A 20753-nucleotide genomic window follows, 5' to 3' on the forward strand; every position below is an offset into this window, starting at 1 on the left:
TCAATTTTTCGCGGGGAGGCGACAGAATACTCTGAACTATGGGAATCGTCAGCCGCTGGAAACTTTTAGGATGACTTCCTCCACTACCGGGAGGGGGTGTCCCCCTCCCGGACCTTCCCCCAGGTGGCGACACCCAATGGAAAGCCGTATCCCGGACTAGCATGCGAGCGGGAACACCCGGGTGGGATCTCAGGTTATCAGTTGTTTCGTAGGGCACTACTGACCGTTGCATCTAACATTTCACACACCGTCGCCTCACGCGAGCACTGTTCGGTGCAGAGCCGCGGAGATTATTGCATCGATCCCGAATGATCGGACTCTACGTGATGCTCATCCCCACCTCCGATGAGGTGGGCGCTGGATCTGGTTTTTCCCCGGTTTACCCCGGGACAGTGGACCGTGGTAGGTATCGCCTTTGGGGGCGGGGACAGTGCGTGGCGATAGCCATGAGGAATCTGTGCCCGGGTATGGCCCCGGAACCCAGGAATGATGTTAGTATAGTGGTTACTCGGAATCGGACCACTATTGACTGCTCCCCCAATCTTTCGCGAAAGAGAGCAACCCCACACACCAGGATCAGCAAAATAAGGTGAAATAGTCCACTACCACAGTTTTCCGTTTTGGTTCCCTCAACATCCGTCAAGGATCATCCCTCTGATCGGTCGTATTCGTGGAACGCATCAACACGATGGCTTCGTCTTTTCGGTAACGTACACAGGTGATGTAAAATCAGAATACCCCCTGTATCCAACAGTTATTGGCGAACGGAGGATACAGGGTAATGTATCTAAGGTACCCTATCGATAACTCTCTTACCAGCAACGATGAGGGCATGAAGACCCTGCTCACCTGGTTTCTCAACGAGGCGATGGAGCAGGAGGCGGAAAGTCCAGCCGGTGCTCTCGCATCCGGGCATCGAGCAGATCTCCCCCGCGTATGTATCCCACGCTGACGAAAGAACTGGATACCCGGGTCCAAGAGTTCTTCTCCCGGCCCATTGCACCGCATATTCCCTATCTCTTTGTGGATGCGTCCTCTTTCACGGTGAGAGACAGTGTTCGGTACTATACCCCGGCGATCACGAGGAGCGCCGGGATCCGAACCGACGGGATGCGGGAGATCCTCGGAGCGAGGATCGCCGATTGTGAGAACGAACGCACCTGGGAAAATCTCTTTAGTGAGCTCAAAGACCGGGGTCTGGAGCGGGTGGACCTGGTGATCTCTGATGGCCACCGAGGTATCCAGAGCGCCACTGGGCGATCCTTTCTGGAGGTTGGGGTAGGTCTTCTTCGAGTAGTTGCAGGAATAGAGCGAAATGTGGGACGCCTTGACGGCAGACAGAGCGGCCTCGGTTAATCAGATATACTGAGATGACAACAATTAGAGGAGCTCCTTGGTTTTGTCTTTGGTCGGATAAACAAGGAGTTCCCATTCTCATAATAACTTCGCTGAACTCACCGGGAGACCGCGAATACGATTTCTACAAAGCCAATAATTCTTCTTCGAAGATACGTTGCCATCCCACAACAACTTACCAGAGCCCTCCCCGGTAACCTGACAGAATCTACGACTGCGGTCACAAATTCTCCCGGTCCAGGAGAGAGAGAATAACTCCGGCACAATGCCGGACAGCCTGGCTTGATTCGGGAGAAAGACCTGATGACTGCGCGACAACCGCAGGCTGGATCCCGATGATAAAGACATCCGCACCAGTCTCTTCCTGGAGGTATTCCATAAGGATCTCAAGCGAGATCTTATGAATCCCCATCCTGACCCAAGATACCTCTTCTCTCTCTACGATCGTTATCCGGCCCGGGTCCGCTCCCCAATCCACGGCATCGAGAAAGACGATAACAGATGGATCGAAACGCTTGATAATCCCGGTGTACTCTTCCGGCGTAATACCCGCATCGATGGCATGGCGCACATGATCTTTGATAGAATCGAGAAGAACAGAACCGATGCCGTCATCGCCCCACATCCGGTTGCCTACCCCGACAAACACGATCCGGCCGGGATCACCGCCAAGCCTGGCGGAAAGTACCGTTTTGAGATCTGCCGGGAGGAGATTGTCCGTGATTGTTTCATCCTCCTTTCATCAGGAATACGATTTGTGCAATATACTGGAGGGTACCTGACACCAGGCCCGGGAACAGCCCGATGATGACGCAGAGCAAGGCCATGACCACGATCGGGAGCATCATGCACACCGGCGGATCCTGCACGCCCCCGAGCTCGCCCTTCGGCTTCCCGAGAAAGATCACGATGAACGCGTGTATGAGGCAAATAAAGGTCAGGATGCTCGTGGCCCACCCGCAGATGGAGAAAAAGGTGAAGCCCTGCCCCGCTATGGTGAACAGGACAGGGAAGCCCGCCTGTATCGAGCCCTCGTAGATGGCCTCCTTGCTCAGGAAACCGTTCAGGAACGGCAGGCCCGACATGGCGAGCGACGCCACCAGGAAGCATATCGCCGTGACGGGCATCTTCGTGAGCAGGCCGCCCATCTTGTGGATCTGCCGCGTGTTCACCCGCAGTATCAGCGCGCCCGCGATGAGGAACAGGCAGCCCTTGAACAGCATGTGGTTCATGATGTGGAACAGCCCGCCGTAGATCCCCAGGGGGACCGCGAGGCCGAAGCCCATGACGATGTAGCCCATCTGGCTGATGCTGTGGTACGCGAGCAGCCGCTTGAGATCCGCGGACAGCAGGGCCATGATCACGCCGACGAACATGTTGAGCACCCCGAGGCCGGCCACGACCAGCACGAGCGTGGAGGCCCCGGATATCAGGAAGAACGGGTACATCGCCTTGACCATCGCGATGACGCTGGCCTTGATCAGGATCCCCGACATGGTGGCGCTGATCGGGGCCGGCGCGTCGGAGTGGGCGGACGGAAGCCAGATGATGCCCAGCGGCAGAACTCCTGCTTTTGTTCCAAACCCGAAAAGAAAGAGAAGGGCAAGCAGAAACGTATCTCCGTCGGAGAGCCGGGAAATATCCATGAGCCTGAGGTCCAGCGTCCCGGTGCTGCCGTACAGGATAAATGAACCGTAGATGACCAGGATCACCTCGACGATACTGATGGCAAGATAGACATAGGTGGCCCGTATCGCCCTTTTTGTCCTCCCAAAGAGGATAAGCACCGCACTCGCGACCGTCGCTGCTTCAAGGAACACCAGCATGACCAGGACATTGTAGGTGCAGGCCATGCCGCACATCGTGCCGGCAAGGACAAAGTAGAGAATGAAGAACGTTGCATCAAAGCGATTGTTTTCGCGATAGATGAGTGAATAAACAAGCACCAGCAGTCCGAGGAAGGCCACAAGGCAGGAGATGAATGCCCCGGGGGCATCAAGAACTATCGCACCGACTGCTGCGGGGCTGATCATCCGGCCCTGCAATGCGATGAGATACGCGAGGTTCATCGCAAAGAGAAGCGCCATGAAGCATACGATCAGACTCCGCTGGAATTTCTCGGAGCAACCGCGCGCCAGGTAGACGAGAAGACCTCCGGCAACGGGAAGCAGAACCGGAACCAGGGCATAATAATCCGGCATCGCTATCCTTCCTTAAAGACGGGAAACTCCGGGGAGGTGACGGATGATCGTCATGAAAGCACCCGCATCCGCCTGCATAGCCCTTTAAACCGGCAAACACGGTATCTCCGCCTGTCCGCCGGAGGGTAACTTCCAGTCATGGTCAGAACATCCTCATCGCTTTGAGGAGTCCGTCAACGATAGCCTCGGGTTTTGGCGGGCATCCCGGGATCCTCACGTCAACCGGCAGGATCTTCTCGACAGGGCCGGCAATGGAGTAGTTCTCGTCATCGACAAATACCCCGCCCGAACAGCCGCAGGCCCCCATGGCAACGACCCGTTTGGGTGCCGGCGTCTGGGCATAGATCCGTTCAAGAAACGGCTTTGTGTGAAGAGGCACCGGGCCGGTAACCAGCAGGATATCTGCAAATCGGGGAGATGCAACCAGTTTTATACCCAGACGCTCAAGGTCGTACCGCGGGCTAAAACAGGCAACTATTTCGAGGTCGCACCCGTTGCAGCCTCCCGCGTGTGCATGGTACACCCACGGCGATTTTTTAAGAAAGGTGCCTGAAAGACTCATATAAACTTCCTCGGGTAGGTATTCCATTTCACACTGAACTTCTGCCGGCAGGAAATGCATGCGGTCAGGTACAACTCAAGATCCTTCCTGACAATCACGGCCGTCTCAGGTTTGAGACGGGCAAGCATCCGGTCCGCCATCACCTGCAGGCATTTTTCGGTGACCGGCATCTCTGCGCCGCAGACCCTGCATCGCTGGAGGGGCAGGCTGGTATCGACCGTGATCTGCTCTGACTCCCGTTCATGGGAGAGACTGAGTGCTTTCGCATACCGATCCGATGCAGACAGCTCAAGTTCGTGATCATGCAAACACTGTCTGCCCGGATCGGAACTGACAGCATCCGCCGACGGAATTCCCTTCAAACCGTCTTCGCGACTGGCGGTTCCAAAAAAGAGATCGAGCGCCTGTTCGGGACAGATATCCGCACACCGTGCACAAAAGAGGCACCTGAGACTATCGATCGACACGGTTCGTACGCCCTCATGATCCGTGACGCTCGTCGCCCCGCTCGAGCACCGCTCATTACATGCACCGCATCCCGTGCACCTGAGTGCGTCGCGTCTCGGCAGTCCCCGGGACAGGTATGCGATAAAGCCGAATGATTCGCGGACTGTTACCGGCTTACGAAACAGGTTTGCGGCAAGCCCGCCAAAGGCTCGTACCTTCGCGAACAGTTTCACAGTACGTACCTCCCTGCCGCCGCCCAGACTACGGCAATCACCGAGAGAGCCAGCGGCACCTTGAGCAGCCACCGGGTTGCCTGATCGATCCTGAACCGCCCGAACAGGGAGTGGACAACCGCGATCATGGTGGTAGTGACGCCCACACCGGCAAAAAAGACCACCCAGGCCATGAATCCGGACGAAGGCACCCACAGGAAAAGATCGGCAAACAGTGCGACCAGAACAAAGGTCAGCATCAACTTGGTGACTTCGAGGAGCCCCAGCAGTTTCCCGCTGTATTCCGTGGTCAGGCCGCTCACGATCTCGGATTCCGCATCGGAGATGTCAAACGGTTTTATATGCAGTTTCACGAGGATCGAGAGAAAGACGACAACTGCTGCAAACGGGTTGAGGAGGAGGTTGAACCCCATCATGTCCCTGATGGAAAGAGAGTCGTACGAGATGGCAAGGGCAAATGTGCCAAGGATAAAGGGGATCTCATTGGTGAGCATCAGTTCGATCTCCCTGACACCCCCGATCACGGCAAACAGGGACCCGCTCGTGATTCCCCCGACGATGACACAGAGGATCTCGCCCATCAGCAGGTACACGAGGACCACCAGGCCAAACGAATAATCAAACGAGATCCCGGCTATGGGTACAAAAAGGGTTGCGAGCGCAACGCATACGAGGGCCATGATCGGTCCGACAATAAAAAGCGGGCTTGATCTCTCCGGAATAAATGTGTCTTTCGAGAAAAGTTTGAGGATATCATAGAGCGGCTGGAAGACCTTTGTCCGGTTGATATCGCGCCAGGCCGGGGGAATGCTGATCAACGGACCCCTGCGCGACTGGATCCGGGCGGTGAGTTTCCGCAGCAGGAACGAGAGGAGGATACCCGTACAAAACGCGATGAGCGGGTTTACCCAGAATATCCCGGTCATGACCCTCCGCTCCCCGGTGCCACCGTTTTTTGGGGGCTTACGGTCGTAACACGGTCTGTACAGGAGAAACAGGGATCGATACTTCCGATGATCACCGGTACATCCCCAATAGTGCTGCCCTTAATCAGGTTGAGCATTATCCTGACATTCGGGAAGGTGGGAACCCTGAGGCGGACGAAATCCGGGGTGTTTGTGCCGTTTGAAGCAACATGGTAGAGAAGCTCCCCCCTCGGGGGTTCGGTCCTTGAGAATCCCTCGCCGCAGGGCAGCTCATGTACCAGGGGGACGGGTTCTGAGGGGGATGATCGTATCACATCGCAGCACTGCTCACAGATATGCAGGGACATAAGGACCTCCCGCATCCGTACCTGCATCCGTGCAAAACAGTCACCTCCGTTCTCAGTAACCACATCCCAGTCCACATCCTCATAGGCCGCATAGGGCAGGTTTTTCCTGATATCCAGGTTCAGCCCGCTTCCCCGGGCGATCGGGCCGACTGCACCGGACTCCCGGGCCGCATCCGGGGTGAGAACACCGATTGTACGAAGCCTGCCGGTGAAGACATCGTTTGCCAGGCACTGGTCAAAGTATTCAGGTACCGATTTTTTGAGGTCTTGTAATTTTGAGAGAATGACGTCGGTATGGACCGGCGTTACATCGTTCCTGATGCCCCCAAGGGTGATGATGCCGTGGCTGATCCGCTGGCCCGACATGACCTCCAGGCTGTCGAGAATATCTTCGCGGATCCGGATCGCGTGCATCAGCATGGTCCGGAATCCGGCCAGATCGCCCATCAGACCGATAGCAAGGATATGGCTCTTCATCCGTTCCATCTCCCCGAGCAGTGTCCGGACATAGCGGGCCTTTTTGGAAATCGCGATACCTCCGATCTCTTCTACAGCCTGGGCGAAGGTCAGGGAGTGATGGACATTGCAGAACCCGCAGATCCGCTCTGCCAGGAAGAGATCCTTGTAGTAATCGCGCCGCTCCATAAGCTTGATGATACTCCGGTGGTTAAACCCGAGTTTGAGATCGGCATCCCTGACGATCTCGTCTTCAACGGACATCTTCAGGTAATTGCTCTCGATCAAGGCAGGATGGTACGGCCCGTACGGAACCACGGACAGCTGCTTGGTGAAGATGTTATCGTGAGGCGGGTGAGCCGTGGGGCCGGTATCGATTCTCTCGCTCCGGGGGTCCTGCTGCTGGCGGGTACTGGTATGCATGTCCTCCCAGTTGAGGGGCAGCCAGAGATGCCGGGGATCAGGATGGTTTTTTACCTCTACCCCCAGAAACTCGATCATTTCCCTCTCCGCCCAGTCCGCCTGGGTTGTGATCGGCGTCACAGACTCGATGACCGGTTTTTTCCGGTTTACAAACGTCCTGAGTGCCAGGTTCCGGCCGGGGATCTCAGCATCGAACGTGAAATAATAGTCTATCCTGATCCCGGGGACTCCCATATCAACCCCGGAGGCATACAACATCCGTGCCCCCCGGTTCAGGAGAGATGAGACCTCGGCGCTGATCTTATCCGCCGGGATCTCGGTGACCTCAAGCGAGGGCTTCTTCTCACTCATCGTCCACGCTCCCGAACGGCGATTCGGGTGTGTATATCTCGTCCCGGGTAAGGTAGAGCTCGCTTGCCCCGCAATTGAAGTTCTCATCGACGTCCCTGTACTCAGGGATAAGCGTCGGGATGATCACCGAGAAAAAAATATAGAACGATACCAGCGAGCCAAGCTCTGCAAACAGGAAAAGCAGCATGGGTGAACCGTCCTGCTCGGGCAGGAATATCGCCCCGACGACACTGATCACCAGAACGACCATCGAGACTACGAAAGCGGGCTTCATCTCCGGTCACTCTCCCACTTTGCGATGATTGCGTCAACCGGTGCTGTCCTCAGGTACCGCATCCCAAAGTCATCGGGATCGATCCCACGGGAAAGGGCAAGGAGTTCTGCCAGGTGGATGATCGGGATGCCAAACTCATACCCGATCTCTTTTTTTAAGATCTGGAGCGCCCGTTCAAACTGGTCGTAGCAGCCGGAACAGACGATCACGAGGGCATCCACGTTGAGGGCTTTGATTGCATCAAACTTCTTTTTTGCGCGCTCATAGGTCGCAAAATGACGGTCTGCAAGATTTGCCTGCAGTCCGCAGCACATCTGCTCCTCTTCATAGGGAACGACCTCATCAACGAGAATTCCGGTCAATTCGGAAAAATACCTGACAAGCCGCCCGTCGTCGAATATCCGCATGTGGCAGCCCGGGTGAATGGCCACCCGTATGGGGACCTTCCGCGATTCTCTCCTGATGCGGTCGAGACCCACCTCCTCATACAGGACCTCAAGGAGGTGCCTGACCCTGATGGAGGCATTGTAGTGACTGTGGGCCTCTGCCAGGTACTCGTTTACCTGTTTTAACTTCTCCGGGTTCTCTTTGAGGAGCTGGTTTGCCTCGTACAGGGTGACATAGCAGCCGTTGCATGAGACCAACACGTCGCGCCCGTCACCTTCCGCCTGGAGCAGGTTATACGATGCCAGCGTGAGCCAGACCCGTTCGTCCACGGATTTCCAGACTCCGGCCCGCGGGCAGCAGGTCCCCTTTTTGAGATACTCAAGGTCGACCCCGAGTTCCGGCAGGGTGTGCATGATGGCAGATTCGCCCCACGGCATCTTGACCGGCATCACGCAGCCCAGGAAGAACGAGTACCGGGATTTTACAGCGGTGGCATTATCTTTTGACGAATTCGGGATGTCAGCCATTTAACACTGGTACTCCATGGTATCGAGGTCGAGTCCGATCTTCTTGTCAACCTTCATGGCTTTGATCAGGGTTTGAACGTCCTCTACAGCCTCCGGGTACCGGTGGGCTGTGGGCGGAACCGGCGCAAGTCCCGATTTGCGTCGGTACTCCATGATCTCCTCATTGATGGGATAGAGAAGGCCTATCGAGAAATGCCTGATCAACTGCGCCTTCACAGTTGTGGGAATCGGGACTTTAACCGGGCGCCGCCAGGGAAATATGTCGCTCATTCCTCTCACCTCATGAAATCAGCGATTTTCCTCCCTGGATACCAGCTCTATCGCCCTGGCGGAACAGACCTTGATGCAGCTCGGATCCCCTCCGCAGAGATCGCACTTGGTCATCGCCTTCAGGCCCCGCTGCATCTGGGGCACAGATATCGGGCATGCCCAGGTACACGACCTGCACCCGATACACCGCATCTTATCGATAGTTACAATCCCGGTCTGCGGATCCTTGGATATGGCACTCACCGGACAGGCCGCAAGGCACATTGGATCAGCGCAGTGATGGCAGTGTATCCTCACGAATTCGTTATCGGGGCCCCGGATCACCCTGCAAAGAGACAGATCGTAGTTGTAGGTATTGAAATTCTTAAAAGAACATGCGGTCATACACTGCCTGCATCCGGTACATCGGTCTGGATGGTGGAGGATTATCTTCGTATCAGCGCAAGCAGGATGAAGATGCGGCGTTGTCGGATGAACACTCTCCATAACTGCCGGCGGTGTGTTTATGAAGGGGCCTGCATTCAAACCGGAGATCTTCATGTCACTCAATGATTATCCCTATATGCAAAAGACACTATCCTCGGTGCTGATGCATCTCCTGTTGTTAACCAAAATTTTAATTCGTTGAGATTTTCCCATCAACCGTTGACACACCATCTCTGTTATATGTTTCGATGCAACCTTGCGAGACGAGCAGCGACCTTCCTAAACAACTATGCGGCAGACGCTCGGTCATGCTTGTTCGTCCTCGTTTCATTTCCCGGCGCTCACTCTCCTCCGGCTCGCTTCACATCACCTCGCTGTTTCTCTTCGGTTGATTGTTGGGACGAAGACGCCCCTGGCTCGTCGCGCCGCTCCGGCGTCAGCACCTGATCTGGCCCGCTCCTCGCATACCGCTTCGCGGAATGTTCATTGCTGTTGATGCGACAGACGCGGACGCTCAGTGATTTCGCTCGCTCGACGCACAGGGGGCTCCGACTTGCCGCTGGGCCCTGACGACCTTCCTCCCGCTCCACTCCTCCCCCTTTGAAAGGGAGGGCAGTCATTGCGATACCCCAGGGAAAGCCGTGTCCCGGACTCGCATACGAGCGGGAACACCCGGGTGGGATCTCAGATACCGGTTGTTTCGTAGGACACTACTGGATCATTGCACCTTATTTTGCTGATCTTGGCGTGTGGGGTTGCTCTCTTTCGCGAAAGATCGGGGAAGCAGTCAATAGTGACCCGATTCCGAGTAACCACTATACTAACATCAATTCCTCATGGCTATCGCCACGCACTGCCCCCGCTCCTCCCGGGGCGGGGGAGGAGGCCGGGCGGGGTGCGATGGTTTGCTAGAACCGGAGCTTGAGAAGACCGAAGGTCTTCGAGTGGGGATCGGAGGAGTGCCGTGTTGTGGCCCCACCCCCGGGGGAATAGCCACTGCGAACATACCTCCGGAAAGATGGACGGATGCCCTCTTACGGGGCGGGGGATGTTCTCCCTCCCCTGTCCCCACCCCCAACGGCGATACCTACCACGGTCCACTGCACGGGTGAACCGGGGAACATCCAGCGCCCACCTCATTGGAGGCGGGGTGAGCATCATGTAGAGTCCGATCGTTCGAGATCGATGCAATAATCTCCGCGGCTTCGCGGCTCTGCACCGAACAGTCTTCGCGTAAGGCGACGGTGTGTGAAATGTTAGGTGCAATGGTCCACTACCGACATATGGGAACCAACGGTGCCGTTTGGCCCTGGATTTAAGGGTCGCAAGCGGCACTCTTCACGTATCCGTCCCCCATTCCTCCCGCGAGTTCCCCTCATTTGGCGGCAAAGGTTGCCATCTTCTTCATGTATTTAGGACGCGCCCGTCAACGTTATCTGGATCACACATGGCCAGATTACCTGAAACAGAAGCGAAGAAGTTCGCGGAAGAGTTCGAACGGGCAACCCCAAAAGAAGTCCTGCATTGGGCGGGAGAGAAGTTCAAGGGAAAGATCGCTCTTGCCTCCAGTTTCGGCCTCGAAGACGTCGTTCTGATCGATCTCATCGCGAAATCCGGTGCCGATATCCGGGTCTTCACGATCGATACCGGAAGGCTTCATCAGGAGACCTACACGCTCATGGAAAGGATCGGAGAGAAGTATTCGATCCCGGTCGAGATCTTCTTTCCGGACACAGCGGCAGTCGAGGCCATGGTCAACGAGAAGGGAATTAACCTCTTCTATTCCAGCAGCGAGGCCCGTGTGGAATGCTGCCACGTCAGGAAAGTCGAACCGCTCCGGCGTGCTCTTGCGCCGCTCGACGCGTGGGTCACCGGGCTCCGCCGCGAGCAGGCGCCGACCCGTTCGGGTATCGCCAAAGTTGAGATCGACCACGTCAACGGCGGGCTTGTCAAGGTAAATCCCCTTGCCGACTGGACCGGCGATCAGATACTCGCGTACATCAAACAGAACGATGTTCCGTACAACCCGCTCCTTGACCAGGGGTATGTCAGCATCGGCTGCGCCGCCTGCACGAGACCCATCCGGAAAGGCGAAAACCCGCGGAAGGGCCGCTGGTGGTGGGAAGACGATGCCAAGAAAGAGTGCGGCCTCCACCTGAACTTCAGTAAGTAGATCGGACGAGGTGCGATATTTCATGACAGCCTTACCTTACGGCGGCACGCTCGTCAACCGCGTCCTTTCAGACGCTGCCCGGCGAGAGATCCTCGCCGGGATCGACGGCAGAAAGACCATCGCTGTTGATACGCAGGGCGCGCTCGACGCCGAGAAGATTGCGATCGGAGCGTTCTCCCCCCTCACCGGTTTCATGGGCGAAGCGGACTACTCAGGCGTCCTCGCCCGGTCCCGGCTGAAGAACGGTCTTACGTGGACCATCCCGATCATTCTTGCCCCGCGAATCGCCGAAAACCCGGGACTCGGCGATATCCATGTCGGCGACAGTCCGGTGCTCCTGTATCACGGAGAGCCGATCGCGGTGCTCCACGTTGAGGAAAAGTTCCCCTTCGACAAGACGGAGTTCGCCCGCCGGGTCTACGGGACGACGGAGGATGCACATCCCGATGTAAAGAAACTCCGGAATGCCGGGGATACGATCTTTTCCGGTCCAATCGATCTCATCAACCGGGTCTCCGGCGCCGACGAACTCACCCCTGAAGAGACACGAGAGGAGTTCGACCGGCGCGGGTGGGAGACCGTCGTCGCGTTCCAGACCCGGAACCCCCCGCACGTGGCTCACGAGTACATCCAGCGCTGCGCCCTCGAACAGGTCGACGGCCTCTTCATCCACCCGGTCGTCGGCGAACTCAAAAAGGACGACTTCCCCGCCGAGGCCGTCATCGAGAGTTACCAGTATCTCGTCGATCACTACTATCCGAAGTCCCGGGTCTTCCTCGCGCCGCTCGCGATCTCGATGCGCTACGCGGGGCCCAGCAGGGCGGCGGTCTTCCTCGCGATCATCCGAAAAAATTACGGATGCACGCACTTCATCGTCGGCAGGGACATCGCCGGCGTCGGAAACTACTACGATCCCTACGGCGCCCACGCGCTCTTCCGGAACCTCGATCTCGGTATTGAAGCGATGCTCTTCCGGGAGTCGTATTACTGCCGCAAGTGCCGGAGCATGGTAACGGAGAAGACCTGCGGCCACCCGGAGTCGGATCACTCCCGTGTCAGCATGACCCAGATCCGGAAGATGATCGTCGCCGGAGAGCAGCCCCCCATTGAGGTGATGCGCCCCGAGCTCGCGGACCTTCTCGTCAAGTACAGGCCGTACCTTGAAGCGGGCTTAAAGTGAGGCCGGGGACGTTTCGCTTCGCCCTCCCCCTCCCGCGAGTTAAATGCTTCTTCGGCGGAGATTGAGGAGATTATTGCCGGGAAATGTCTCTATAAATGATCTCCGCCGAAATGATACACCATGCACGGTCCTATGAACGGCACCGCCTGCCCTGCTCGTCTCTCTGCCGGGCGGGGGTCCTTCCGGATCGTTTCAGTCGGGTCACCCCGGATCTTCCGGATGGACCATCCCTGCAATTCACACGAGGGAATAAATCCATGAAAATTACCATTAATGGAAATGAAGAAGAGATAGCGTCTGAGATGACAGTCCGCGATCTGCTCGCGGCGTGTAACGTAGAGTCTCCCGATATGGTCTCCGTCGAGCACAATGGGACCATCCTCAATCGGTCCGAATTTCCAACGGTCGTCGTCCGGGAAGGCGACGTCATTGAGTTCCTCTATTTCGTGGGAGGCGGCTCGCTTTCATGAGTCCGGGTTTCTCGACACGGGCGATTCATGGTGCCGGCCCGGGGACCGAACCCCGTCGCGCCCTCCAGTTTCCCATCTACGCAGGGGTGGCACATGACTTCGAGTCCGCCGAGGCGATGGGGGCGACGTTCTCCGGCAGGAAGGCCGCGTTTGCGTACTCGCGGATCGCGAATCCCACCGTCGATGCCTTTGAGAAGAAGATGGCGTTACTCGAGGACGGACTCGGATCGGTTGCGGTCTCCTCGGGCATGGCGGCAATCTCGACCACGCTCCTCACCCTGCTCGCGGCAGGGGATAACATCGTCTCCTCCTCATCGCTCTTCGGGGGGACGTTCTCTCTCTTCCGAAACGTCCTCTCCCCGCTCGGTATCGAGACCCGGTTCGTGCCGATCGACGATCCGGATGCAATAGAAGCGGCTATCGATGGACAGACACGGGCGATCTTCCTTGAGACGATCTCCAATCCCCGCACGGTCGTCCCCGATTTTGCGGAGGTCTCCCGGATCGCACGAGCTCACAGACTTGTCCTGATCGCCGACAGCACCGCGACGACGCCGTATCTCTTCTCCGCGAAGCGACACGGAGCAGACATCGCCCTTCATTCGACGACGAAGTACATCTCCGGGGGAGCGACGAGCATGGGCGGGGCTATCGTCGACCTCGGTACCTTCGACTGGTCGGCGGTACCGGCCCTCGAAGGGTATCACCGGTTCCGTGAGATGGCGTTCATCGCCCGGCTGAGGAAGGAGGTGTACCGCGATACCGGGAGCTGCATGTCCCCCTACGACGCCTATCTTCAGAGCCTCGGCCTCGAGACGCTCGCCCTGCGCATGGAGCGCGTCTGCGAAAACGCCCGGGCTATAGCGGAGTTCCTGGCCGGAGAGGATGCGGTGAGATCGGTCGACTATCCGGGCCTCCCCTCCTCGCCGTATCATGATCTGGCGAACCGGCAGTTTGACGGGAGGTACGGGGGGGTCCTCGCGTTCTCGCTCCCCGACAAGGCCTCCTGCTTCCGGTTCCTGAACCGGCTCCGGCTCGTGCGGCGGTCGTCGAACCTCGGCGACAACAAGTCTCTTGCGCTGCATTCGTCGACGACGATCTACGTGGAATTCACCGCAGAGGAGCAGAAGGCCATGGGCGTGGACGATACGATCATCCGGCTCTCGGTCGGGATCGAGGACCCGGACGACATCATTGCCGATCTCCGGCAGGCATTGGCCGGAATCTAAATTACAGGTGGACCATGAGAGAAGACCAGATCGAACGCTACAGCAGGAATATCATCTTAACCGAGATCGGCGGTAAGGGACAGGAGCGACTTTTAGATTCAAAAGTCCTGATTGTCGGTGCGGGGGGCCTTGGTTCTCCCGCTGCCCTCTACCTGGCAGCGGCCGGCGTCGGGACGATCGGGATTGCCGACGGCGACAGGGTCGACCTGACCAATCTTCAGCGGCAGATCATTCACTTCACGGATGACGTCGGCACAGGGAAAGCGGACTCTGCAAAGGCAAAGATTGCCCGGCTCAACCCGGACGTTGAAGTGCGGGTTCATCCCGAGATGATACGGGCGAAGAATGCGAGGAAGATCATCTCGGGCTACGATTTTGTCATCGACGGTACAGACAACTTTGCGGCCAAATTCCTCATCAACGACGCCTGTGTCCTCCAGAAGATACCGTTCTCTCACGCCGGCATCCTGAGGTTCAACGGGCAGATGATGACGGTCCGGCCTTATTCGAGCGCCTGTTACCGGTGCGTCTTTACCGCCCCGCCTCCCGCAGGCGCGGTCCCAAGCTGCGCAGAGGCAGGCGTGCTCGGCGCGATGGCCGGGACCATTGGAACCCTGCAGGCCGTCGAGACGCTGAAATATCTCCTCGGCGTCGGAGATCTGCTGACCGACCGGCTCCTGATCTTCGATGCCCTGCCCATGAGTTTCCGCGAGGTGAAGGTTAAACGGGACCCGTCCTGCCCGGTCTGCGGCGAGCACCCGACCATCACGTCGCTCATCGATTACGAACAGAAGATCTGCGGGTTGAAACGATGATCCTGCCGGCCGAAATCGTGGAGGAGATGTATGCTCACGCGGAGAAAGAAGCCCCGATCGAGGCCTGCGGCTACCTAGCCAGCTTTGGGGAGCGCGTCGTGCGCCGCTATGCGATGAGAAACATCGATCGGAGCGAGGAGCATTTTGCGTTCGACCCGGAGGAGCAGTTCTCGGTCCTGAAGACGGTGCGGAACGAGGGTCTGAGCATCGTTGGGGTCTATCACAGCCATCCTGCCTCGCCTGCGAGGCCCTCCGCCGAGGATATCCGGCTCGCGTACGACCCGACGGTCGTGTATGTGATAGTCTCGCTGCATGGCGGCGCGAGGTCTATTGGAGGGTTTCGCATCCGACAGGGAGCGGTCGAGGAGGAGCAGCTGACAATTATGGGGGAGAACCTATGACGGACAAAGTTTTCGATATCGCGGCTTTCAAGAAAGTCGGGATGATCCAGCAGAAACAGAAGGAATACTTCGCACTGCGCCTCCACGCTGTGGCCGGTGATTTTACCGCCGAACAGATGCAGAAGATCGCGGAGGTCGCAGTGAAGTACGGGACGGGCCAGATCCACTGCTCTACACGGCAGGGGATCGAGATCCACAACGTGCATCATACAAACCTTGAGGCCGCAAGGGCCGAACTGGAGTCGGTCGGCGTAGCGATGGGGGCCTGCGGCCCGAGAATCCGGATCGTCACCGGCTGCCCGGGGGCCCGGACGTGCCGGTGGGGGATCATCGATACGAAGGAGGTTGCTGCCCGGCTCGACCGCACCTGGTTCCGGGAGGAGACGCCTCACAAGTTCAAGATGGCCGTCACCGGCTGCCCGCACAACTGTGCGAAGGCGACCGAGAACGACATCGGGGTCATGGGCGGGATCGTTCCCGGGTGGGTGGCGTCCTCGTGCACCGACTGCGGTCTCTGTGTGAACATCTGCCCGACGCACGCGATAGAGAAGGCCGGCGACGAATACGTGGTCGATCTTTCTCTGTGCATCAACTGCAGCATCTGCACATCGAGCTGCCCGGCGGGCGCATGGGTGGTCGTCTCAAGAGGGTATATCCTCTGGATCGGCGGTACCATGGGAAAGGTTCCCCGGCTCGCAACCCGGCTCGGCGGGCTGATCGAGTCAAAGGAGCGTCTCTATGAACTCGTGGGCAACGCTATAGATTACTACCGCAGAATGGGGCGGAAGAAGGAGCGTTTCGGGCACATGATCGATCGAATCGGTCCGGATGTCGTAAGTGAGGCGATCCTGAATGGGAGATGAGGTAAAAAAACGGGTGGACCTTGCAGGCGTCGTCTGCCCCATGAACTTTGTGAAGACAAAGCTCGCCCTTGAGGACCTTGAACCGGGCGATCTGCTGGAGGTCATCCTCGACGAGGGTTCGGCCATGCTGAATGTCCCCCGGAGCGTGAAGGAAGAGGGGCACCGGATCGTGAAGGTCGAGCCTCTTGGCGAGTCGTTCCGGGTCGTTATCGAGAAGGGCGGAAGGTAAGCCGGTTTGGGAGGTCTCCCTCCCGGCATCCCCTGAATCTCACGCCGGGGACCCGGTGGGTATAACCGCCGCCCTCGCTTGAGCGGATCGACTTTTAGTGAAGATGTTTATCTTGCGGGGGTGAAGGGGGCGGAGCGGAGTCGCCCTTCGTCATGTTCCCGGAGAGATTAGCAAAAACCATATATTATTATAAGGTTCAATATTGTTTGTATGCTCCACGCCTACAAGTATCGGATGTACCCTACTCGGACACAGATTCCGCTCCTCATGAGACACATCCATGCCTGTCGGTTTGTGTACAACCATTCTCTGGAGCAGAAGATCCGGGCATACGAGCAGGAAGGGCGTAAACTCTCCTGTTTTGACATGAACAATCATCTTCCCGCCCTCAAAGAAGAACACCCGTGGCTCAAGGAGATCAACTCCCAATCGCTTCAGAGCGCGAACAAGAACCTCGACAACGCGTTCACCCGGTTCTTCCGGAAGAAAAAGGGATTTCCAAAGTTCAAGTCAAAGAAGAATCCGGTACAGTCCTTTCAGGTGCCTCAGCATTACGCGGTGGATTTCGGGCGGCGTCGGATCAAACTCCCGAAGATCGGCGAGATCAAGACCGTTTTCCACCGGATCTTCACCGGGAAGATGAAGTACGTCACGGTCTCTGTGACTTCAACCGGGAAATGGTTTGTCAGCATTCTCGTTGATGATGGAGCAGCAACACCGGAACCCGTACCGTTTACGCTGGATACCACCCTTGGGATCGATGTCGGGTTAACGGACTTTGCAACCCTCTCGACTGGAGAGAAGGTTGAGAACCCTCGGCACTTGAAGAACTCCCTCCAGCGCCTGGAAGTGTTGCAGCGACGCGTCTCACGAAAAGTGAAAGGATCAAAGAACCGACAGAAAGCGATTCAAAAATTAGCCCGATGTCATGAGAAGGTTGCAAACCAGAGGAACGATTTCCTGCACAAACTCTCTAATCGAGTCGTGAGTGAGAATCAAGCCATAGCAGTGGAATCGTTAAACGTTGCTGGAATGCAGAAAAACCATAAATTGGCACAGAGTATTGGCGATGTATCGTGGAGTGCATTCTTTGCGATGCTGGATTACAAGTGCCGGAAGTACGGGAAGACCCTCCTCTCGATCGGGCGGTTTGACCCCTCCTCAAAAATATGCAGTAAATGTGGGTATCTCAAGCGGGATCTAATTCTCTCTGAGAGAGAATGGATCTGTCCCGACTGCGGCACTCATCACGACTGCGATATCAACGCAGCGATCAATATCAAGAAGTTCGCCCTGCAAGAACAGAACCTTGTCGGGGTAGCAGGTGCGGAACGCGCCGTCGAGCCTGTGGACTTGCCTCAGTAGAGGGAGGATGAAACAGGAAGCCCCGCCCAAAAGGCGCGGGTAATTCACTTTATTATCTTCTACGCCAAATGGAGTAGAGCAAGTTTTCTGAGAAGAAAACTTGTAAAGTGTATTCACCCGAAGGACTTGAGCATACCCCCGTAGTGTAGTGGTCAATCATGCAGGACTTTGGATCCGGCGACACCAGTTCGAATCTGGTCGGGGGTATAAGGACACGGAGTTTAAATACCTTGCTGCGGCGCAACAATTCTCCTGGCGCGCGTTGTCCCCTTTCGGCACTATAAACACGATTTTTTGGGGAGTATCCCTCGCACCGTTATCAGCGAGATTGCCCTGCAACTCCCGTGAGGTCCACATATTTCTTAAGGCATCATCGCCCAGTTATGGTAATAATGGAAAGCGCCTTATCTATCGAGTTCCAGTTGAGCCTCCTCCTCTTCCTTGCGCTTGCAGGCTACCTTCTGGCATCCAGGATCAACCAATCGGCGACGATCGGCGCTATTCTCGTGGGAGTTCTGGTAGGACCGAGTGCGCTCGGCTGGATCACTTACACGGACTTTGTCGCGAGTCTGGCCCACATGGGAGCGATCATCCTCCTTTTCGCCATCGGGTTCGAGTTCGACATCAAGGACATCCTCAAGTTGCGCAACGGCGTCATCGCCTTCTTCGGCGTGGTCGTCCCGTGGATAGGTGGCTATGCCACTTCCGTTCTCTTCGGGTTTGACTTTGCAACTGCGGTCTTCGTCGGCGCGGCACTGACCGCGACGAGTACCGCCATCACCGCAAACGTCCTCAAGGAGATCGGCATGCTCCAGACCGATGCCGCGAAGGCGATCATCGGTGCCGCCGTCATCGACGATGTCCTCTCCTTGCTCGCGCTCTCCGTCTCCATGGACCTGGTGAGCGGGGGAGTTTCGGTGGAGGCGCTCGCCATAACGGTCGTTCAGGCTCTGGGCTTTGTCGTCGTCGCCGGCGGCATCGGGGTCCTCGGCGTGCGGAGACTCATCCAGCGGATGGACACATCGGTTCTGGCCCGGAAATTTCCCGGTTTTGTCTTCGTCTTTGCCCTGATGCTGGCGTTCCTCTACGCGATGCTCGCCGACATGGTGGGCTTATCGGGGATCGTCGGTGCATTCCTTGCCGGGGTCGCCTTCAGCGGCGTCGAGATCCGCCAGAGCAGGAGCGTCACAGAGGGCGCCGAGTATTTCCAGATTGTTTTTGCCTCGATCTTCTTCATATCGCTGGGTATTCTCGTCGATCTTCAGGCGCTCACATCCGAGATCGCTCTCTTCACGGCGGCGCTGACCGTGGTTGCCCTTGTCACCAAGATCATCGGGTGCGGTCTACCGGCCCGGGTGATGGGGATGTGCCGGGAAGATTCCCTCATCGTCGGGTTCGGGATGGCGGCGCGGGGAGAGGTGACGATGATCGTCGCGTTGATCGGCCTGAATTCCGGTTTCATCGACCAGGGGATCTTCGTGGCGTGTGTCGTGATGAGTCTGCTGACCACCCTCATAACCCCGATCATCTATCGGAGCTGGTTCTTCAAGGGTGCATACTGTAGTACCACTGAGTGATGCAGGTAGCCCTGCATTCTTTTCTCAAAATCTCTTATTCTTCTCTTCCCGGCCGGAAAAAAAGGTGGGGACGCGCCCCTCTGCCTCACCAGGCTTCCGGGAACGCCATGTTGGTGTAGATGTCCTCGAGGCGCGCTTTGTGGCCCCGCTCCATCGAGGCGAGGCTCTCGAAGAGCTCGATCTGCTCCGGGTCCACGCTGAGGCCTGCCAGCTGGGTGTACATCTGCATCGCGTCGAGCTCCTTCCTGATCGCGATGACGAGACCGTCGAGCGGCTTTAAGTCGGCCGAGAGCGGAGGAGCCTCCAGGATGTCGGCGACTTTGTAGTCCCGCTTCGTGTTGAACCCGAGTTCCCCGGGCTCTTTTGCGAGAAAGCCCTCGAGGGTCTTTCTGTGTTTGCTCTCCTCCCCGGCAAGTTCGTTGAAGAGGTTTTTCAGGTTCTCATCCCTGACCTTCTCTCTGACCGTCCGGTAGAAGGTGTACGCTTCAATCTCCCTGTCGATGGCGTTTGATATGATAGAACGATACTCTTCGGCATCCATGGTTCATGCACCGGTGGAGAGTAGCATTTGAGGCATTTAAAGATTGTTCGGGCCGGGTACCCGCGCAAGCACAGGGGCGGTATGCACGTGAGAACCTGCGGAAAAAAGTATCGGGATTCAGACCTGGATGCCTGCCCGGGCAAGGGCATTCTTAATGGAGGTGAGCTCTTTTTTGATCTCTTTGAATTCGTCGTCAAGATATTTCCCGGTATCTTTCCGGAGCGCTGCAATCTCTTCTTTCGTCTCAATACCAACCTGAAGCATCTGGTCCTGTTTATCCAGCATCCGGTCCTGTTTATCCAGCATCTGATCCTGTTTCTTCAAACTCAGTTCAGAGTTCTCCAGCGTTTGATGCATGATTGTGCCGGCATAATCTATCCGCTCAAATATCTCCTCCTGGATATCCCCGCGGATGATCTCAAAACTCGTGTACTCCCCGGTAGCCTCCTGCCATTTGATGGTGAATGACTTGACCGCAATAGGGTAGCGAATGATATTGATCGCGTTTGCGAGGGCGCGAAGGTCCTCTTCGCTTCCCTCCGCGACGATCTCGACCTTTCCGGTGTCGAGATTCTTTACATATCCGGTGATATCCTTTTCAAACGTCTCTTTGTAGACATGTTCCCGAAATCCAACCCTTTGCACGCGCCCCGCTGCAATGGCAGAAAACCGTTTCATCAGAATGAACTTAAGAACGGTCGACTTAAATAGTTTCCTCCGACTG

General features: G+C 56.9%; 23 protein-coding genes, 1 tRNA gene and 1 pseudogene. 12 read left to right on the forward strand and 13 right to left on the reverse strand.

What is annotated here, in order from left to right:
• The first annotated feature begins 936 nt into the window (after window positions 1-936).
• Window positions 937-1356: a transposase gene (locus BRA42_RS12010; RefSeq protein ID WP_292405742.1), complete on the forward strand. Its 420-nt coding sequence runs from the start codon at window positions 937-939 to the stop codon at window positions 1354-1356.
• A 220-nt stretch (window positions 1357-1576) separates the two neighbouring features.
• Here the strand turns inward: BRA42_RS12010 and BRA42_RS12015 are convergent, their stop codons facing one another.
• The 11 genes and pseudogenes from BRA42_RS12015 to BRA42_RS12060 form a co-directional block, all read right to left on the reverse strand.
• Window positions 1577-2005: a hydrogenase maturation protease gene (locus BRA42_RS12015; protein ID WP_342686270.1), complete on the reverse strand. Its 429-nt coding sequence runs from the start codon at window positions 2003-2005 to the stop codon at window positions 1577-1579.
• Between the two features lie 79 nt (window positions 2006-2084).
• Complete coding sequence (locus BRA42_RS12020) at window positions 2085-3557, reverse strand: complex I subunit 5 family protein (RefSeq protein WP_342770597.1); 1473 nt, start codon at window positions 3555-3557, stop codon at window positions 2085-2087.
• A 142-nt stretch (window positions 3558-3699) separates the two neighbouring features.
• Entirely contained in the window at window positions 3700-4119 is a 420-nt protein-coding gene (locus BRA42_RS12025; protein ID WP_292405751.1) for an NADH-quinone oxidoreductase subunit B family protein, read from the reverse strand.
• On the reverse strand, window positions 4116-4427 hold the full coding sequence (locus BRA42_RS12030; RefSeq protein ID WP_342770598.1) for a hypothetical protein: 312 nt from the start codon (window positions 4425-4427) through the stop codon (window positions 4116-4118). The genes BRA42_RS12025 and BRA42_RS12030 overlap by 4 nt, the downstream gene beginning before the upstream one ends.
• Before the next feature lie 105 nt (window positions 4428-4532).
• Window positions 4533-4871 (reverse strand): annotated as a pseudogene (locus BRA42_RS14570) (4Fe-4S dicluster domain-containing protein); the annotation flags it as partial.
• Window positions 4796-5725, reverse strand: coding sequence for a complex I subunit 1 family protein (locus BRA42_RS12035; protein ID WP_342771143.1), 930 nt, complete (start codon window positions 5723-5725; stop codon window positions 4796-4798). The pseudogene BRA42_RS14570 and the gene BRA42_RS12035, both read right to left, overlap by 76 nt.
• Window positions 5722-7302 carry an NADH-quinone oxidoreductase subunit C gene (locus tag BRA42_RS12040; protein WP_342771144.1) on the reverse strand — a complete coding sequence of 527 codons (1581 nt, stop codon included), beginning with the start codon at window positions 7300-7302 and terminating at the stop codon, window positions 5722-5724. Before BRA42_RS12040 ends, BRA42_RS12035 begins: the two co-directional genes overlap by 4 nt.
• Window positions 7295-7576 carry a hypothetical protein gene (locus BRA42_RS12045; protein ID WP_342771145.1) on the reverse strand — a complete coding sequence of 94 codons (282 nt, stop codon included), beginning with the start codon at window positions 7574-7576 and terminating at the stop codon, window positions 7295-7297. Before BRA42_RS12045 ends, BRA42_RS12040 begins: the two co-directional genes overlap by 8 nt.
• Window positions 7573-8490: a CoB--CoM heterodisulfide reductase iron-sulfur subunit B family protein gene (locus tag BRA42_RS12050; RefSeq protein WP_342771146.1), complete on the reverse strand. Its 918-nt coding sequence runs from the start codon at window positions 8488-8490 to the stop codon at window positions 7573-7575. Before BRA42_RS12050 ends, BRA42_RS12045 begins: the two co-directional genes overlap by 4 nt.
• Window positions 8491-8760 (reverse strand): hypothetical protein, encoded by a 270-nt coding sequence (locus BRA42_RS12055; RefSeq protein WP_342771147.1) that lies wholly within the window; start codon window positions 8758-8760, stop codon window positions 8491-8493. It abuts the gene before it with no gap.
• Between the two features lie 18 nt (window positions 8761-8778).
• Complete coding sequence (locus tag BRA42_RS12060) at window positions 8779-9300, reverse strand: 4Fe-4S dicluster domain-containing protein (protein ID WP_342771148.1); 522 nt, start codon at window positions 9298-9300, stop codon at window positions 8779-8781.
• A 1333-nt stretch (window positions 9301-10633) separates the two neighbouring features.
• Between BRA42_RS12060 and BRA42_RS12065 the strand changes: the two genes are divergently transcribed.
• The 11 genes from BRA42_RS12065 (at window position 10634) to BRA42_RS12115 (ending at window position 19488) form a co-directional block, all read left to right on the forward strand.
• Complete coding sequence (locus BRA42_RS12065; protein WP_342770289.1) at window positions 10634-11359, forward strand: phosphoadenylyl-sulfate reductase; 726 nt, start codon at window positions 10634-10636, stop codon at window positions 11357-11359.
• A gap of 22 nt (window positions 11360-11381) precedes the next feature.
• Entirely contained in the window at window positions 11382-12539 is a 1158-nt protein-coding gene (sat, locus tag BRA42_RS12070; RefSeq protein WP_342770290.1) for a sulfate adenylyltransferase, read from the forward strand.
• A 257-nt stretch (window positions 12540-12796) separates the two neighbouring features.
• Window positions 12797-13009: a sulfur carrier protein ThiS gene (gene thiS, locus BRA42_RS12075; protein ID WP_292406185.1), complete on the forward strand. Its 213-nt coding sequence runs from the start codon at window positions 12797-12799 to the stop codon at window positions 13007-13009.
• Window positions 13006-14238, forward strand: a complete 1233-nt coding sequence (locus tag BRA42_RS12080) for an O-acetylhomoserine aminocarboxypropyltransferase/cysteine synthase family protein (RefSeq protein WP_342770291.1) — start codon at window positions 13006-13008, stop codon at window positions 14236-14238. The genes thiS and BRA42_RS12080 overlap by 4 nt, the downstream gene beginning before the upstream one ends.
• Before the next feature lie 14 nt (window positions 14239-14252).
• Window positions 14253-15053 (forward strand): HesA/MoeB/ThiF family protein, encoded by an 801-nt coding sequence (locus BRA42_RS12085; RefSeq protein ID WP_292406190.1) that lies wholly within the window; start codon window positions 14253-14255, stop codon window positions 15051-15053.
• A complete protein-coding gene (locus tag BRA42_RS12090; protein WP_292406193.1) occupies window positions 15050-15454 on the forward strand; it encodes a M67 family metallopeptidase in 405 nt (134 codons plus the stop codon). The genes BRA42_RS12085 and BRA42_RS12090 overlap by 4 nt, the downstream gene beginning before the upstream one ends.
• Complete coding sequence (locus BRA42_RS12095) at window positions 15451-16317, forward strand: 4Fe-4S binding protein (protein WP_342770292.1); 867 nt, start codon at window positions 15451-15453, stop codon at window positions 16315-16317. The genes BRA42_RS12090 and BRA42_RS12095 overlap by 4 nt, the downstream gene beginning before the upstream one ends.
• On the forward strand, window positions 16307-16546 hold the full coding sequence (locus BRA42_RS12100) for a sulfurtransferase TusA family protein (protein ID WP_292406198.1): 240 nt from the start codon (window positions 16307-16309) through the stop codon (window positions 16544-16546). The genes BRA42_RS12095 and BRA42_RS12100 overlap by 11 nt, the downstream gene beginning before the upstream one ends.
• Before the next feature lie 210 nt (window positions 16547-16756).
• A complete protein-coding gene (gene tnpB, locus BRA42_RS12105) occupies window positions 16757-17911 on the forward strand; it encodes an IS200/IS605 family element RNA-guided endonuclease TnpB (protein WP_292406199.1) in 1155 nt (384 codons plus the stop codon).
• A gap of 134 nt (window positions 17912-18045) precedes the next feature.
• Window positions 18046-18118: transfer RNA gene (locus BRA42_RS12110), tRNA-Gln, on the forward strand.
• Between the two features lie 185 nt (window positions 18119-18303).
• Window positions 18304-19488 carry a cation:proton antiporter gene (locus BRA42_RS12115; protein ID WP_292406202.1) on the forward strand — a complete coding sequence of 395 codons (1185 nt, stop codon included), beginning with the start codon at window positions 18304-18306 and terminating at the stop codon, window positions 19486-19488.
• Between the two features lie 85 nt (window positions 19489-19573).
• Here BRA42_RS12115 and BRA42_RS12120 read toward each other — a convergent pair whose 3' ends face one another.
• Both BRA42_RS12120 and BRA42_RS12125 read right to left on the reverse strand, forming a co-directional pair.
• Window positions 19574-20029, reverse strand: coding sequence for a ferritin-like domain-containing protein (locus BRA42_RS12120; protein WP_292406205.1), 456 nt, complete (start codon window positions 20027-20029; stop codon window positions 19574-19576).
• A gap of 117 nt (window positions 20030-20146) precedes the next feature.
• Window positions 20147-20707, reverse strand: a complete 561-nt coding sequence (locus BRA42_RS12125) for an acylphosphatase (protein ID WP_292406208.1) — start codon at window positions 20705-20707, stop codon at window positions 20147-20149.
• Between the last annotated feature and the right edge of the window lie 46 nt (window positions 20708-20753).

It is taken from the genome of Methanoculleus sp. UBA374, assembly GCA_002508705.1.
Lineage (GTDB): Archaea > Halobacteriota > Methanomicrobia > Methanomicrobiales > Methanoculleaceae > Methanoculleus > Methanoculleus palmolei.

What these genes read in the sequence shown, in the direction of transcription:
- BRA42_RS12035 (WP_342771143.1), bottom strand. Translation starts at nt 5,725, where the DNA reads ATGACCGGGATATTCTGGGTAAACCCGCTCATCGCGTTTTGTACGGGT.
- BRA42_RS12085 (WP_292406190.1), top strand. Translation starts at nt 14,253, where the DNA reads ATGAGAGAAGACCAGATCGAACGCTACAGCAGGAATATCATCTTAACC.
- BRA42_RS12045 (WP_342771145.1), bottom strand. Translation starts at nt 7,576, where the DNA reads ATGAAGCCCGCTTTCGTAGTCTCGATGGTCGTTCTGGTGATCAGTGTC.
- BRA42_RS12080 (WP_342770291.1), top strand. Translation starts at nt 13,006, where the DNA reads ATGAGTCCGGGTTTCTCGACACGGGCGATTCATGGTGCCGGCCCGGGG.
- thiS (WP_292406185.1), top strand. Translation starts at nt 12,797, where the DNA reads ATGAAAATTACCATTAATGGAAATGAAGAAGAGATAGCGTCTGAGATG.
- BRA42_RS12090 (WP_292406193.1), top strand. Translation starts at nt 15,050, where the DNA reads ATGATCCTGCCGGCCGAAATCGTGGAGGAGATGTATGCTCACGCGGAG.
- BRA42_RS12025 (WP_292405751.1), bottom strand. Translation starts at nt 4,119, where the DNA reads ATGAGTCTTTCAGGCACCTTTCTTAAAAAATCGCCGTGGGTGTACCAT.
- BRA42_RS12065 (WP_342770289.1), top strand. Translation starts at nt 10,634, where the DNA reads ATGGCCAGATTACCTGAAACAGAAGCGAAGAAGTTCGCGGAAGAGTTC.
- BRA42_RS12100 (WP_292406198.1), top strand. Translation starts at nt 16,307, where the DNA reads ATGGGAGATGAGGTAAAAAAACGGGTGGACCTTGCAGGCGTCGTCTGC.
- BRA42_RS12125 (WP_292406208.1), bottom strand. Translation starts at nt 20,707, where the DNA reads ATGAAACGGTTTTCTGCCATTGCAGCGGGGCGCGTGCAAAGGGTTGGA.
- BRA42_RS12040 (WP_342771144.1), bottom strand. Translation starts at nt 7,302, where the DNA reads ATGAGTGAGAAGAAGCCCTCGCTTGAGGTCACCGAGATCCCGGCGGAT.
- BRA42_RS12120 (WP_292406205.1), bottom strand. Translation starts at nt 20,029, where the DNA reads ATGGATGCCGAAGAGTATCGTTCTATCATATCAAACGCCATCGACAGG.
- tnpB (WP_292406199.1), top strand. Translation starts at nt 16,757, where the DNA reads ATGCTCCACGCCTACAAGTATCGGATGTACCCTACTCGGACACAGATT.
- BRA42_RS12010 (WP_292405742.1), top strand. Translation starts at nt 937, where the DNA reads ATGTATCCCACGCTGACGAAAGAACTGGATACCCGGGTCCAAGAGTTC.
- BRA42_RS12115 (WP_292406202.1), top strand. Translation starts at nt 18,304, where the DNA reads ATGGAAAGCGCCTTATCTATCGAGTTCCAGTTGAGCCTCCTCCTCTTC.
- BRA42_RS12055 (WP_342771147.1), bottom strand. Translation starts at nt 8,760, where the DNA reads ATGAGCGACATATTTCCCTGGCGGCGCCCGGTTAAAGTCCCGATTCCC.
- BRA42_RS12060 (WP_342771148.1), bottom strand. Translation starts at nt 9,300, where the DNA reads ATGAAGATCTCCGGTTTGAATGCAGGCCCCTTCATAAACACACCGCCG.
- BRA42_RS12050 (WP_342771146.1), bottom strand. Translation starts at nt 8,490, where the DNA reads ATGGCTGACATCCCGAATTCGTCAAAAGATAATGCCACCGCTGTAAAA.
- BRA42_RS12020 (WP_342770597.1), bottom strand. Translation starts at nt 3,557, where the DNA reads ATGCCGGATTATTATGCCCTGGTTCCGGTTCTGCTTCCCGTTGCCGGA.
- BRA42_RS12095 (WP_342770292.1), top strand. Translation starts at nt 15,451, where the DNA reads ATGACGGACAAAGTTTTCGATATCGCGGCTTTCAAGAAAGTCGGGATG.
- sat (WP_342770290.1), top strand. Translation starts at nt 11,382, where the DNA reads ATGACAGCCTTACCTTACGGCGGCACGCTCGTCAACCGCGTCCTTTCA.